Source organism: Chryseobacterium geocarposphaerae, assembly GCF_002797535.1.
GTDB classification, from domain to species: domain Bacteria; phylum Bacteroidota; class Bacteroidia; order Flavobacteriales; family Weeksellaceae; genus Chryseobacterium; species Chryseobacterium geocarposphaerae.
Map to the genome: position 1 here is coordinate 100,793 of NZ_PGFD01000004.1, position 15,082 is coordinate 115,874.

At 37.0% G+C, this 15,082-nt stretch carries 11 protein-coding genes; all 11 read right to left on the reverse strand.

The window, feature by feature from the left end:
- Positions 1-59: 59 nt before the first annotated feature.
- The gene (locus CLV73_RS18340; protein WP_100378335.1) at positions 60-1,178 is read right to left on the reverse strand and encodes a pectate lyase family protein; all 1,119 of its coding nucleotides are present in this window, start codon (positions 1,176-1,178) and stop codon (positions 60-62) included.
- Between the two features lie 147 nt (positions 1,179-1,325).
- Positions 1,326-3,800, reverse strand: a complete 2,475-nt coding sequence (locus CLV73_RS18345) for a glycoside hydrolase family 95 protein (RefSeq protein ID WP_100378336.1) — start codon at positions 3,798-3,800, stop codon at positions 1,326-1,328.
- 141 nt (positions 3,801-3,941) lie between these two features.
- On the reverse strand, positions 3,942-4,844 hold the full coding sequence (locus CLV73_RS18350; protein WP_100378337.1) for an alpha/beta hydrolase: 903 nt from the start codon (positions 4,842-4,844) through the stop codon (positions 3,942-3,944).
- A 75-nt stretch (positions 4,845-4,919) separates the two neighbouring features.
- Complete coding sequence (locus tag CLV73_RS18355) at positions 4,920-5,261, reverse strand: cupin domain-containing protein (protein ID WP_100378338.1); 342 nt, start codon at positions 5,259-5,261, stop codon at positions 4,920-4,922.
- Between the two features lie 193 nt (positions 5,262-5,454).
- On the reverse strand, positions 5,455-6,192 hold the full coding sequence (locus CLV73_RS18360; protein ID WP_100378339.1) for a rhamnogalacturonan acetylesterase: 738 nt from the start codon (positions 6,190-6,192) through the stop codon (positions 5,455-5,457).
- A 277-nt stretch (positions 6,193-6,469) separates the two neighbouring features.
- Positions 6,470-7,447: a pectinesterase family protein gene (locus CLV73_RS18365; RefSeq protein ID WP_100378340.1), complete on the reverse strand. Its 978-nt coding sequence runs from the start codon at positions 7,445-7,447 to the stop codon at positions 6,470-6,472.
- A 191-nt stretch (positions 7,448-7,638) separates the two neighbouring features.
- Positions 7,639-8,547 carry an alpha/beta hydrolase gene (locus CLV73_RS18370; RefSeq protein ID WP_100378341.1) on the reverse strand — a complete coding sequence of 303 codons (909 nt, stop codon included), beginning with the start codon at positions 8,545-8,547 and terminating at the stop codon, positions 7,639-7,641.
- Positions 8,548-8,695: 148 nt separating this feature from the next.
- A complete protein-coding gene (locus CLV73_RS18375) occupies positions 8,696-10,363 on the reverse strand; it encodes a glycoside hydrolase family 28 protein (protein WP_100378342.1) in 1,668 nt (555 codons plus the stop codon).
- 167 nt (positions 10,364-10,530) lie between these two features.
- Positions 10,531-12,174, reverse strand: a complete 1,644-nt coding sequence (locus CLV73_RS18380) for a glycoside hydrolase family 43 protein (protein WP_100378343.1) — start codon at positions 12,172-12,174, stop codon at positions 10,531-10,533.
- 170 nt (positions 12,175-12,344) lie between these two features.
- On the reverse strand, positions 12,345-13,604 hold the full coding sequence (locus CLV73_RS18385) for a glycoside hydrolase family 88/105 protein (protein ID WP_100378344.1): 1,260 nt from the start codon (positions 13,602-13,604) through the stop codon (positions 12,345-12,347).
- Positions 13,605-13,653: 49 nt separating this feature from the next.
- A complete protein-coding gene (locus CLV73_RS18390; RefSeq protein WP_100378345.1) occupies positions 13,654-15,066 on the reverse strand; it encodes a pectate lyase family protein in 1,413 nt (470 codons plus the stop codon).
- Positions 15,067-15,082: the final 16 nt, after the last annotated feature.

Here is a 15,082-nt window from a genome sequence, read left to right on the forward strand (position 1 = left end):
CTAATAGAAAAAGACTGAGATATTTCTCAGTCTTTCTTGTTTTACAGGTGGACAATTAATTATAGTGAATTACAGATGTTCCCAGTAAGGGTAGCACCTGCATTGGCTGTCACATCAGACTTTACGGACGATAAAGATAAAGTCGGGATAGAATAAGGTGGCGTAAATGCTGTTCCGCTTCCTGCTGTATTTCCCGTAACGTTGGTGAATGTATTGTTTGAGGTAACAGTTACTGCGGTATATCCGCTCATTAAATTGATAGGCTCTTTTACATTTTCAAAAACGTTTCCGTCTACACGAATGTTGGCCTGAACTCCCGCTGCAATACATTTGTTGCTCACAGAACTGTTGAAATAGCTGTTCACAATATGGATTTTTCCAAATCTCACTCTCGGCATACGTTCTCTGCAACCCGGAGCCCACCAGCAACGAACGAAGGTTACGTTCAGCTTTCCTGCATCTGTTGTAGAAGTGTCGCTAGAGCCGATCAGATTTGAGAACCTGTGATCATCAGTTCCGCCTGAGCCACCCGCTTTCGGAGGTTTCAGATAATGAAACTTAGTATAAGAAACCGTGATATAATCTGATTTGTTTTTGATGTCAAAGTTTCCGTCAACGCCGTCTCTGAATTCACAATGATCGATCCAGACATTTCTGCAATCGTCTAAAATAGCATTGTCCCAACCATCTGTATCATAGGCTCCCGGTCCTTCGAAGATCAAATTCCGGATTACGATATTGTTACATCTTTTAATATTGAGAATTCCCGAACCGTCTTTTGTCTGATCGGTCGAAACCAGTTTGGCGCCGCTTGTTCCATAAATGGTTTTTCCGGTTTGATCCTGAAATGAGATACGCGCAGTGATGGTAATGGTTCCGGATACTTTGATCACTTTTACCGCGGTATTTTCAATGGCTGCTTTTAGTTGGGCATACGTGGTTACAGTTGTTTCGGCTGCTGTTCCACCACCGGTTGTCCCGCCGTTTTGAGAAGCCCATCCCGGAGCGGCGCAATCTGCTAAGGGAACAACTGCATTGGTCTCAGAAATGTCATTCATGGTAAGGCTGTTCGGATTTTCTGTAAGATCAGTTTTGATGTCTTCCTGTCCACAGCCGGTTAAGGCAAAGATTGAGCTCAGAGCTACCATCAGAATGGTAGCTTTACATGTTTTTTTCATAGTAATAATTTTTTGTTATTTGATACAAGTATAAAATTATAAATTTAATATATAAAAGTTTTATATTTTAATATATTAATATTTATATAATTATAATATTGATTATTTTTTTTATTCAATCGGTTGCATTTTATTATTTATTGAATTTTATTTTACTTCAAAAGTATACGTTCCGCCTTTCTCTGTATTAAAATCAAAAATCTGAGTTTCAGGAACATCAAAACTTTTTAACTGAGCTTTTTCAGAAACTAAAGGAGTTTTAATCGTATTCGTTTGATAATACCCATTTGGGTTTTCTCCTTTTGCTAAAGTGAAGTTTGTTTTAGATTTTAAATTTAAATCTTTCACAATTCTGATTCTTGCATTTCCGCCCAGAGCAGATTTTACAACCAATTTTGTAAGTTTAGAATTTTTCCAGTCTATATCAATTTCAAAACCGCCTCTTGCTTTCAAGCCTTTTACAGAACCATTGGGTAAAGCATCCGGAAGTGCCGGTAAAATGTAAAGATAACCATCATAGCTTTGCAGCAACATCTCTGCAATTCCTGAGGTACAGCCAAAATTTCCATCAATCTGGAACGGTGGATGTGCATCCAGAAGATTCGGATAGGTTCCTCCTGATTCGCCTTTATTATTGAGAGGAGCGGGTGACAGTTGGTCTGAAATTAATTTAAAAGCACGGTTACCATCTAATAATCTTGCCCACCAATTTACTTTCCAGCCCATTGACCAACCTGTAGATTTATCTCCTCTGTATATCATTGAATTTTTTGCGGCTTCTGCCAGATCAGGGTTTCTGAACGGTGAAATCTGTCCTGATGGAAAAAGTCCATACAAATGTGAAATATGTCTGTGTTTATCGTCTGTTTTGTCCATATCTTTCAGCCACTCCTGTAGTTGGGCGTGCTGCCCGATCTGCATAGGCGGAAGTTTGCCTAAAGCCGATTGTATTTGATCGGAAAGGTTTTGATCTTTATTTAAAATTTTTGAAGCATTGATGAAATTATTAAATACATCAAAAACCAACTGATTATCCATTGTTGTTCCGGCTGTAACTCCTACATTTTTTACGTATGTATTTTCAGGAGACATCGAAGGTGAAACAACAAGGTATTGTTGGGAAGGATCCTTCTGAAGAACATCAAGATAAAACAAAGCGCACCCTTTTAAAGCTTCATAGTTTTTCTTTAAGAAATCCTTATCTCCGGAATATAAATAATGATTCCAGATGTGCTGTGTTAACCAGGCTCCACCCATGGGCCACATTCCGTAGAAACCGCCGTCAACAATTCCTGTGATTCTCCACAAATCGGTATTGTGATGTATATTCCAGCCTCTTGCGTGGTACATTTCTTTGGCAGATTCCTGTCCTGTTACCGATAGATCCTGGATCATATCAAATAAAGGCTCGTGCATTTCGCTGAGGTTGGTATTTTCTGCAGGCCAGTAATTCATTTCTGTGTTGATGTTCACTGTGTATTTGCTGTCCCAAGCCGGATTCAACTGGTAATTCCAGATTCCCTGAAGATTGGCAGGCTGGGTTCCCGGTCGAGAAGAAGAAATCAGAAGATAACGCCCGAACTGGAAATACAAAGCCACCATATCCGGATCTTTTGAAGTTCCAAATTCCTTGATTCTGATATCGGTTGTCTTTTTTGTCTGTTCAGTGGTTCCTAAATCTAAACTTACACGTTTGAAATATTTCTGGTACTTTTTAATGTGAGCTTTTAATTCTGCATCATATTTTTTATTTAAAGCCGATTGTAAATATTCTGAAACTCTTGCACCAGGATTGGCTGAAAGATCATTGTACTTTTTGAAATTCGTTGCAATGGAAACGTAGATCACCACTTCATCCGCTCCGGAAATTTCCAGTTTATCTTTTGATGAGGTTAGTTTTCCGCCTTTTAAAACAGGAAAAACAATGGTTTTAAAGTTGACTTTTCCGGTTTTATTATCTTTCGAACTGCTTGTCCCATTGATAACCAGTTGGTTATTTTCTGTAAAAATAGATTTTTGCAAGTGTGGAGTAGAAGCGTTGATAGAGAAATTTAAACTTCCCTTTTTACCTGAAGAAAGTTTGATCATAATCACATTATCCGCAAAAGACGAGAAAATTTCCCGCTTGAAGGTCACCCCGTTTACTTCGTAAGAAATAGTACTGACTGCTTTTTCAATATCTAAAGTCCTATTGTAATTTTTAAAATTTTCATGGCCTTTAAAGTCCAAAAACAAGTCTCCCATTGTCTGGTATGGCATTCCGTAATTCAAATCTTTTGGAGCCTGTCTTGGGTATGTTCTGTTGGAAAGATTCTGAGCCTCCTCAAATTTACTTTCATTTAACAGTTTCCTTATTTTCTGAATGCTGTCGAATGTGTTTTTCGGAACATTATTGCCGGGTTCTCCGGCCCAAATTGTTTCTTCATTAAGCTGAAGATGTTCCTGTGAAGCTCCTCCAAAAATCATGGCCCCTAATCTTCCGTTTCCAATAGGTAAAGCTTCATTCCAGTTTTCCGCAGGTTTGTTGTAAGTGAGTTTTAAATTTTGCTGTGCCTGAACCGAAACAGAAATAAGCGTTCCGCAAACCAGTAAGAATATTTTATGTTGGATGATTTTCAGCATTTTTAGATGTTTAAAAGGTTTTTATTTGTTAGGATGCTTCGACAAGCTCAGCATGACAGTGTTACCAATGAATTATTAATAAGAAATAGTATTAGAGATATCACACTGAGCCTGTCGAAGTGTTCCTATATTAGCTTTTTATTACTTATTACCTATGGTTTTAAGCCAGTCTGAGCATAGTTTTTTCCAGTTATCCGTCAGTTCAGATTTATTGGTAATTCCGATCTTATGTTCACCTTCAGGAAAAATAAACAATGCACCTTTTACCTTGTTTTTGATCATTTCCTGATAGTACAGAATACTGTTCATCACAGGAACGGTTTTGTCGTTTTGGGCATGAAATAAAATTGTAGGCGGTGTTTTTTCCGTTACCCGATTCTGCATAGAATATTCTTTGATTTTTTCCGGGGATGCATTTTCACCAAGCAGACTGTTTCGGCTTCCGACGTGCGCAAATTCTCCAAAATCAATAACCGGAGAGACTAGAATTGCAAAATTGGGAATAGTAGGAACGGATGTCCAGTCGCCTTTTAATTCAGTATAATCTGTAGAAATATTACTTACTGATGCCGCCAAATGGCCACCCGCGGAAGTTCCGATTACACCGATCTGTTCCGCTGAAATACCGTATTGCTCTGCGTTTTTTCTAAGGTATTTTATGGCAGCCTGTACATCTTGTAATGGTGCTATTTCTCTTTGCTTTAAATCGGGAGAAGTCGGCAGCCTGTAATTTAAAACAAATGCTGAAATTCCTTGAGTATTAAACCACTTTGCAATCTGGTAACCTCCTAAATCATAAGTCAGTTTGTAATATCCGCCTCCGGGAATGACAATAACCGCCATCTGTTTTCTTTCTTCTTTTGGCGGCAGAAAAGCAAACATCTCGGTTTCTTTTATCTGTATAATTCTTCCGTCTTTTTCTTCTGTTTTTAAAGGCATTCCTTTAGAATTGGGCATCTGACTTTTCGGCCAAACCATTATTTTTTCCTGTGCGGATAACCGAACGAAAAAAGAAAGTAAGAGTAGGAAAGTAATTTTTTTCATATCCAATTAATTTGATGAAGTATATGCATAAACCTTATAGGTTTCAAAAACCTATAAGGTTTGAATTTTTAGATATTAATCTTTAAGAAAATCCTCTCTGAAAGGGGTAAAAGCATCAATCAACTGTCCGGCTTCGAGGCATTTCACCCCGTGAAAAATATTAGGTTGTGCAAAAAATCCGTCACCCTGTTGCAAGACTTTTGTTTCACTATCCACCGTCACTTCAAATTTTCCTGAAGCCACGTACGTAATCTGAGAATGGAAATGCTGATGTAAAGCACCAATGGCATCCTTTTCAAATTTTACAATCACCATCATCACTTGAGAATTGTATCCGACAAATTGTCTGGAAACTCCGTCTCCTAAATCTTCCCATTCGGAATTACCGTCAAAGAAAGGTTCTTTCTTGAAATTCATTTTTGTATGTTTTTTGAATTTTAAAATTAATAGTAAATTACTGCATATACTTTGTCATTCCGTAGGAATCTAAACTCTGAATTCACTATTGAATTAATTTGTTTAGATTCCACACTTCACTTCGTTTCGCTCTGAATGACAAACCAACTGTTTATTTAAATCTGCGTCATCTAAAAAATTTGCGAGAGTTTAATTATTTAATATATTTCTCCAACCCGATTTTCAAATTCTTCAAATCTTTCACAGCCAATTTTGCAGCTGATTCTGCGCCCAATCTTGATAAATGTGTGTCATCTGCTTTATCTTTTTCATAATATGGATTTTCTCCCGCTTTAAAATGTAAATGCAACAGTTTTGATTTTTCAGGGCCATAAGAAATTTCCAGCTGTTCTGTGAGTAATTGCATGTCTACAAAAGGAACTTTCAAATCATTGGCTACCATTCTTACTACCAAAGGGTATTCTTTGTGTGTATCGATTAAAACTCCGTTTTCGTTGAAGTTTCTTCTTACAATAGAAGTCATTAGAATGGGCGTTGCTCCTTTGGCTCTGGCTTCATTTACATATCTTTCCAGATTAGCTCTGTATTGAGTATAAGGATTCGTAAATTTTGTTGAATCTTTTAATTTTTGATCATTATGCCCAAACTGAATAATCACAAAATCTCCTTTTTTCAATTGTTTTTCCACTTTATCCCATCTTCCTTCCGTCCTGAAGCTTTTCGAGCTTCTGCCATTCATCGCATGATTTTGGATTTCGATTCCTGTGGTAAAAAACTGTGGTAAAACCTGTCCCCATCCATGTTCAGGGTTTTTGTCGGGGTTTTCTTTGTTGGCCATGGTGGAATCGCCGATGAGGAACAGAGTAGGCTTTTTTTGAGCTAAAATTAAAGTTGAAAAGGCTAAGCTGAATATTAAAAGTATTTTTTTCATTTTAAATAAATTTTAAATTAATGTTCTTTTGTCTTGAAATCGCAGATTCGACGTAGTCAAACAAAAGAACCAAAAGTTCAAGACTTGGAAACTTTCGCTAAAAATGAATTCTGTTCTCTAAAAATTCTAAAACTCGCACGAATCCAATGTTAGTTCTTCGTTTTACTATTTGTGTCGTGCTCAAACAGTAGAATTTTTTTAACGTTCACAGAATTAATTTTCTTAACGCTCCATTTTCCTAGGTCGATTTATTGAGGTTATCATTACTCATTACCGATTATTTATTACTCATGTTCGGGTTCCAATCATTAAAAATCTTTTCTAATGTATAATTCTTCAAATCTTTTTTCGTCAGTTGATGCGACCAGTTTACACGTTTTGAAACATTTCCACCTTCTCCTTTACTTCCAAATTCTGCGTAATACGCTGTTTTTTCTTTATCAGGAAACATCTTGTCGCCTTTCCACGGATTCCAGCCTTCGGGAAGAATGTGTTTTCCCATTTCTGTGTTAATAAAAACTGTTTTCGCGTAAGGTCGCCATGGTCTTCCCAAATACACTTTGGTAATACCTTCTTTGGCAATTAATTTACAGTCAAAAAATACAAAACCATGTTGCTTATCAGCTTCCGTTGCAGCTGCAGTGATGTAAGAATCAGCTAAGCTTTTGACGGTACAGTTTTTAAAAACAACGGTGGCCTGTCCGAAAATAAAATCTGTTGTTCCTTCAATATAGCAGTTTTCAAAATATTGTCTGCTGTGATTCGTGGCAGAGTAGATTGTATCCTGACACCCCGAAATATTGGAGTTTTTAATTATAAAACGGTCACCTTCCACATGGAGAGAGACTGCCTGTCCTTCATTACAGGAGGAGTTTTGGATGGTAAGATTGCTGATTTTAATATCATCACCCATTACCAGCAAAGTGTAGGAATTGAAAGTTGTCATTTTTTCATTAAACGAATCCAGCTTTCCTGAAAAATCATTGTTGGTAATGATGGTATTGTCTTTATTTTCGCCTTCTAACGTGATTTTATGTTTTGAAGATGGAATAACCACTTTTTCATTGTACGTTCCGGATTTAATGAAAACCAACGCTTCAGCCGGACCCAAGTCTCTGATAGAATTAATCGCTTTCTGAATGGATGTGAAATCTCCGCTTCCGTCTTTGGCAACGGTAATTTTTATGTACGGATCATTTTCTGCAAAGAGAAAATTGGCCATTGAAATAAGAAGAATTAAAAGTAATTTTTTCATAAAACTCTATTATTTTTAACGCAAAGTTTGTTTTTTCTTTATGCTTATTTTAGTGAGCAAAGAGGAAATCAATAAATTGATTTTGATTAAGCGGGTGAATTATCATTAAGCTTCATTAGCGACTTGTCGCCTACTTTGCTATCTTAAAAATTTAACATTATTATTTTAATAAATCTTTGCGTTTAAAATTATTATTTCAAAACTTTATTTAAAAAGTCAACCGTTACATTCAGCGTTTCTGTAAACCAAGGCTCAGCTGACCAGAATGAATGCGGTGTATCTTTGATTTCGTGAAACTCAGTCGGAATATTATAGCTCTTCAGTTTTTTCATCATGTCGTCTCGTCCCGCGTGGAAACGAGGCTGAGAAGAGTTGATGAATAGAGTAGGAGGGGTATTTTTATCCACATATTCCAGCGGTGAAGCTTCAGTCCAGTTTTTTAAATTGATATCTCTGTCGCCACCAAGCCAATAAGCGGCGTAAGTACTTTCTTCAGCTTCGGGATGAATAAAGGAGACAATTCCATCCACATTTACAATTGCCTGAATTTTATTCTTTTTTTTGACACCTACCAAAGTGGCAATCTGTGCTCCTGCAGATTCTCCTAAAACTGCCATTTTCTTTTTGTTTAAAGAATATTTTAAGTGATTTTTCTTAAGCCATTGAAGTCCGGTCTCAATATCTTCAACTCCGGCAGGATATTTCGCAACATCGGCCAAACGGTAACCGATCGCAATCACCACATAGCCTTTTGAAGCCAGCTCCATTGCCATGAACTTTTCATTTTCCTTACTTCCTGAAATCCAGCCACCACCGTGAACCATGGCAATTCCAGGATGTTTTTTGGATCGATCTAAAGGGTAATAAACATTTGCTTTTAGGGAAAGCCCATTGATGTTGGTGTATTCTACGTCCTTATCAATTCCGATATTTTGTGGAACAGCCCGATCGATAGGGGTGGTGAAAGGGTATTTTTTTTTGAATTTTTCAAAAGTACCTTCATTTGTGTAAGGAGTAGCACTCGGACGTTTTACCTGCCCGAATGCCATTGTCCCCACAAAAAAAATAGAAATATAAGTATGTTTTCGGTTAAAAATCATGTTGGCCAATTTTAAAATTTTGAAACATTAAGAGTATTGAAGAAGTTAAGTTTCATTAAGAAAATCACTCTGATTTTATCTTAAAGTAAAGCAGCTCAAATGTTCTTAACAACCTAATTTTACCTTAATGGTTTAAATAATTGATACACTATTTAACTGCATTTTTCGCTACATCCGTCCCGATAGAAATTGAATTTTTATCGGATGTTATTTCTTTCGGTAACAATACTGCTCCCGTTTTATTTCCTAATACTTTTACAACAGGTTTGTTGGCTGATTCAAACTTTACTGTTGAAAGATTAATGTTTTTACTGTTATAAATGGTTGCTCCGGCTCCTTCAGCATATTTCAGTTTTACATTTTTCAGCTGAATTCCGTCTGCATCTACGATCGTTAAAGCTTTTCTAGTATCAAATTGGGAGTCTTCAATCACAATATTTTTAAGATTCATTTCTGCTAAGCCGAACAATGTAATTGCTTCATCAGAATTTACCGCATTGATGTTTTTAAAGAAAATATTTCTGAAAACCGGTGTTTCTTCCGTTACAGGATAAATCTTTTCCGGAGCTTTGTTTCCTTCCTGTTTTTGTCCGTCTTCCAGAACGGGAGATGCTCCTTCATAGAACATGTTAAAGCCGATTACCTGTGTCGGAATATTAATCATATCAACGTTTTTAATGTAAATATTTTCAACAATTCCGCCTCTTCCGCGTGTTGTTTTAAAGCGAAGACCGATATCCGTTCCAATAAAAGTACAGTCAGAAACATGGATATTTCTTGCGCCACCGGACATTTCACTACCGATCACGAAACCTCCGTGACCATGATATACAACATTATTTTTAATGATTACATTTTCAGTAGGCATTCCTCTTTTTCTGCCGTCTTTATCTTTTCCTGATTTAATACAAATCGCATCGTCACCCACGTCAAATGTATTATCATAAATCAAAACGTTTTTACAGGATTCCAAATCTACACCATCACCATTTTGGGAGAACCAAGGGTTTCTAACCGTAAGATTTCTTAAAATCACGTTCGAACACATCAGTGGGTGAAGGTTCCAGGCCGGAGAGTTCTGGAAAGTCGGACCGTCTAATAACACCTTGTCACAACCTACCAAGCTTACCATTACCGGGCGAAGGAAATCTTTTACAGTTTTTAAATCATCTTTAGAAATCTTATCAGGAACATTGAAGTTAGAACTGCTTTCAAAGCCTTTTTTATAGCTTTCGGAAGGATACCAGTTTTTACCGTCTGCAGATAAAATGCCGCCGGATTTTACGATATTTTTCCATTCAGATTCTGAAACTTTGCTTTTTTTGATGGCTCTCCATGCATCGCCGCTTCCGTCGATTACGCCTTTTCCTGTGATGGCAATATTCGTCGCGTTTCTTGCGGAAATCGGGGATTGGCAACGGATGGTGTTTAATCCCTCAAAGCTCACATCAACCAAAGGGTAGTCATTTTTATCTTTACTAAAAACGATAAACGCTCCTTCTTCTACATGAAGGTTAATGTTGCTTTTCAATTCGATGGGGCCTGTTAACCACATTCCGCGGGGAACCACTAATTTTCCACCGCCTTTTTTGCTTAAATCTTCGATTGCTTTTCTGAAAGCTTCTGTATTTTTTACATTTCCCCCTGCAATACCGCCATATTGTGTTATAGAAACTGTGTTGGCTGCAAATGAAGTTTCTGCAACCTGAGGCATTTTAAACTCAATGTTTTTATAAATATCAAGGTTCTGAGCATAAATTTGCCCTGAAAACATCATTGCTGCTGCTAAACCGATCACTTTAAGAGACTTCTTCATTTTATTTTTTGAGTTTTATTGATTTTGAATTTTTAATGATTGAGTTCAAAATCTGATTTTTATTTTTTCTCTCGCAGATTTGACAGATAACGCAGATTTTTAATATAGATGAAAAAGTTATTCCCAATCATCTGTGTTATCTGCTAAATCAGTGAGAACTTTAAAATTTAATTTTTTGTTATTCTGAACCAATCAAAATCGGCGTATCCGCCACGAGGTGCTTTTGCAGTACTTATGCTGTACAAGCCTACTTTAGCACCAATCCATTTTCCTGGTTTTGCCTGAAAAACGTCACCTGCTTTTATGAAGTTTTTTCCGTTTTCGCTGTAACTGAACTGGCATAAACCATTGGGTTCATTTACATTGACTTTTAAATAGGCTTCATTTCCTTTTAATTTGGTTTCAAACAAAATTTTTTCTTCCTCTCCTTTATCTGCTTTTTCGGCTCTTCTTAGTTGAAGATAAAATCCGTCTGGTTTATTGGTGATCACAATGGATTGATGGTCTAATCCCATTATCAAGAGTCCTGCAGTTTTTCCTTCTTTGGCATCTTCGGGAGTTAATTTAACCTTTGTTGAAGCTGCAAAATTCGGAGCCGGGAATTTTTGGGTTAATAAATTTGGGATATTCCACAGATTTTTTTCACCTTCAGGAACCTTCATGGAGAATAATCTTAAGAATTTCTGTCCGGGAAGTTTGGAAGACCAAACGATATTTTCGTTGGCACTCCATTGCCATTGCAAGCCTAATCTTTCACCATCAAATTCATCAGTTTCTGGCGGAGTAACGACGGGATATGTTTTTCCGACGTTTGGTTTTTTATAGGTTAAAACCGGTTCTCCGATTCCATTCTTATTATTGTCGATTCCCATGACAGGCCAGTCATTTTCCCATTTCATAGGTTGTAGATGAACGATTCTTCCTCCTGCATCAACATCCTGAAAATGGTAAAACCAATCTTCACCGTAAGGCGTGTCTACCCAGGCTCCCTGATGAGGTCCGTTTATTTTTGTTGTACCTTGTTCTAAAACTATTTTTTCCTCGTAAGGACCGTAAATATTTTTTGATCTTAACACCAATTGCCAACCTGTAGCTACACCGCCTGCCGGAGCAAAAATGTAGTAATAGCCGTTTCTTTTATACATTTTCGGGCCTTCAACCGTTGGATGTGCATCATGACCGTCAAAAACATGGACGCCTTTATCCAATATCTTTGTTCCTTCAGGATTCATTTTATTAAGTGTCAAAATACTTTTTACTCCGGCGCGGCTTCCTGCCCAGCCATGAACTAAGTAAGCATTTCCGTCTTCATCCCAAAAAGGACAGGAATCGATCAACCCTTTTCCTTCCATGACCAAAACCGGTTCTTCCCATTTTCCGAGTGGATCTTTGGTTTTTACCATATAAATTCCGAAATCGGGGTCGCCCCAATAAATGTAGAATTCTCCTTTATGGAAACGAATTGACGGTGCCCAAACGGCATCTCCACGTCTTGGAACAGAGAAATGTTCTTTAGGCAAAATATCCTGAATCGCATAATTTTCCAATTTCCAGTTGACCATATCTTTTGAGTGAAGAATAGGTAATCCGGGAGTTTCATTGAAGCTGGAAGCCGTCATATAATAATCTTCACCTACACGAATAGCATCCGGATCGGAGTAATCTGCGTAAAGAATTGGATTTCTGTAACTTTTTCCCTGATCGGCAGTCCAAACTTCGGAAACGTAGTTTTTTTCCTGTGCATTCAAATAGCTTGATGCAATAGAAAAAACTGTTACTGAAAGTATATTTAAAATGTTTTTTGTTTTCATAAATCAGATTTTAGATCTGGTTTGAAATTAAAAATGTTTTTTAACCATTAAGACTTTATTAAGGAATTAGTATAGTTAAGATTAGCTATGCTTTAAGCAGTCCGCTTTATAAATCTTAATTTTAAACTTAATGAATCTTAACTTCTTCCTATTCTTAATGGTTTAAAGTATTATTTTTCAAACTCTATACTTGCCAAGATGAATGGTCCTGTTCCTTTTGCATCATTGGAACGGATTTCTTCATTTACATAATATTCGTAAGAGCCATCTCTGTATGGCTTTCCGCCTAAACCTGCAACTGCACAACATTTATTTAGATTGACCACGCCGTTTTCATCAACTGTAATTAGGTTTTTAATGATTCCGTCGTAGCCTTTTTTAGCATAAGCTTTATAAGATTTAGGCAAATAACCTTTATTCACCGCCTTAATCATTGTGTAAACAAACATTGCTGATGCTGTTGCTTCTTCATAATTTCCTTTTTCCAAAGGCTTGTCTAAAATCTGATACCAAAGCCCTGATTTTTTATCCTGAACTTTGATGATGGCATCTGCATAAGATTTTATGTAAGAAATTAACCTTGCTCTTCCCGGATGATTTTGCGGTAAATAATCCAATACATCCACCATGGCCATTCCGTACCAACCCATGGCTCTTCCCCAGAAATTTGGAGAAAGTCCTGTTTCTTTGTTTGCCCAAGCCTGTTCCTTGCTCTCATCCCAACCATGATAAAGAAGTCCCGTCTTTTTATCTAACATATTTTTCTGAACCGAATCAAACTGAAAAACTACATCATCATACGCTTTAGTGGCATCTGCTCCCGTTACGAAATCTTTTGTGTAATGCGTATAGAAAGGCATTCCCATATATAAGCCATCCAGCCAAACCTGATACGGATAGATTTTTTTGTGCCAGAAAGATCCTTCATTTGTTCTCGGCTGCCCATCGATTTGTAAACGTAATGTTTGAAGTGCTTTTAAATATTTTTCTTTTTTCTCTTTTTCGTAAAGATAAAGTAATACATTCCCACTGTTCAGCATGTCGATATTGTACTTTTCAAGATCATAGGTAAGAATGGTACCGTCATCTTTGATCAGCTTTTCACCAAATTCGCTGATGTAACTGTAATATTCTTTTTTACCTGTTTTTGCGTATAACTGTTCAGCGGCATCGAGAACAATTGCTGAAGGATAGGTCCATTTCGGGCTTTTACTGAAATCCAGCATCCAGGCTTCTGGGAAACGGTGCATTTCGGAAAGCATCATTCTTTCTGACCATTTCAGATTGGCTGGAACTACTTTTCCTGACTTTGAAGTTTCTGTTGAAGGTTTTGAAGAAGTTGCCGTTTTTGTCTGAGCACAAGCTAAGAACATTCCTGAGCTTAATGCTGCAAATACTAATAATTTTATGTTGTGATTAATAAAATTCATGATTTAAACTTTAAAGTTGATTTCTTATCTAAATTTTCAGTTCTGTTATTTATTGCTTCTCCGTTATTTTTTTGACTAAATCGTTAAAATAAACTTCAATATTATCGTAATTTTTATCTAAATCTCTTCCGTTGGCGTTAGCAACTTTCGGATTCAGGTTATTCTTAATTTCCCATTCATCGGGCATTCCATCGCTGTCTGAATCGGATGGGGAAGTACCTGGTTTCAAATCCGGAAATCCTCCAACATCTTTCTGGGAATCGATGATTCCGTTCGAACTTCCTTTTGATCCGTTGTAAGTGAAGCTTCCGTTTTCTATGTCTTTTAATATATGTAAATCAACCAGATCTCTCACCAAGCTTGCGCCCCCGATCTGCAAAACTTTATCATAAGCTTCTTTCGGGGTATCTGTTTTTATATTATTCTGAATATCGTGAGGCTGATTAATTTTGATGGAATTTTTATCTTTTTCTGTTAAATTATAAGAAGACTTCATCTGTGCAAAAACACCTTTCGGCCAGTTATCTTTTGAAATTCCAGGATTTCCTTCGATTATATTTCCATTGATGTAATATTTGCCCCAGATGTTGTAAACTTCAGTTTCCGGTTTTTCATTTTTGTCGATGGCAACAATTCGTTGCTTGGTCATTGTTGCGGGGCCTAGCTTGTAATAATTATTAACGATGTTTACATTCATTCCTTCGCCGCCGTATATATTATTATGTCCCCAATTATAAATCACATTATTTCTAAAATCGGTAAGATCCGTCAATGCAAATTTGCTTCCTGCATATTCTCCCAATCTGGGATTTCGGCTGTCGTGATGAGCGTAGATATTATGATGAAAGGAAGCAAATTTTCCACCTGCAATTCCACCATATCCGTGAGCACCTTTTTGATGTACAGAGTTTCTCAGACTTTCTGCAATCACACACCACTGAAGCGTTGTGTTTTCGTTATTATAAATAGAAACTGTCTCGTCTGTTGACCAGCTCATCGAGCAATGATCTACCATCAGATTCTTGATGAACCTTGCTCCTAATGCATCGCCTTCAAAGTTTTTTTGGTCACCCATTCTGAAACGCATATATCGTATCATCACATTGTCTGCACCGACAAAGGTTTCGTAGTTGGCAACCGTGATTCCGTCTCCTGGAGCTGTTTGTCCGGCAATCGTAAGATTGCCTTCTTTTATTTTTAAAGGAGATTCCAGATAAATGGTTCCTCCTGTTTTAAATACAATATATCTCGCACCTTTCTGTTCTAAAGCATATCTTAAAGTTCCTTCTGAGCCGTCATCTGAAAGTTTGGTTACAAAATACACCTTTCCGCCACGGCCACCTGTTGTATATCTTCCAAAACCTTCTGCACCGGGAAAACTTAACACATTCTGAGCGTTAATGAATATGGAAATACCACATACAATTCCTATCGTGAAGAGTTTTGTGAACTGTTTTTTCATGACTGAAAATTCTTTG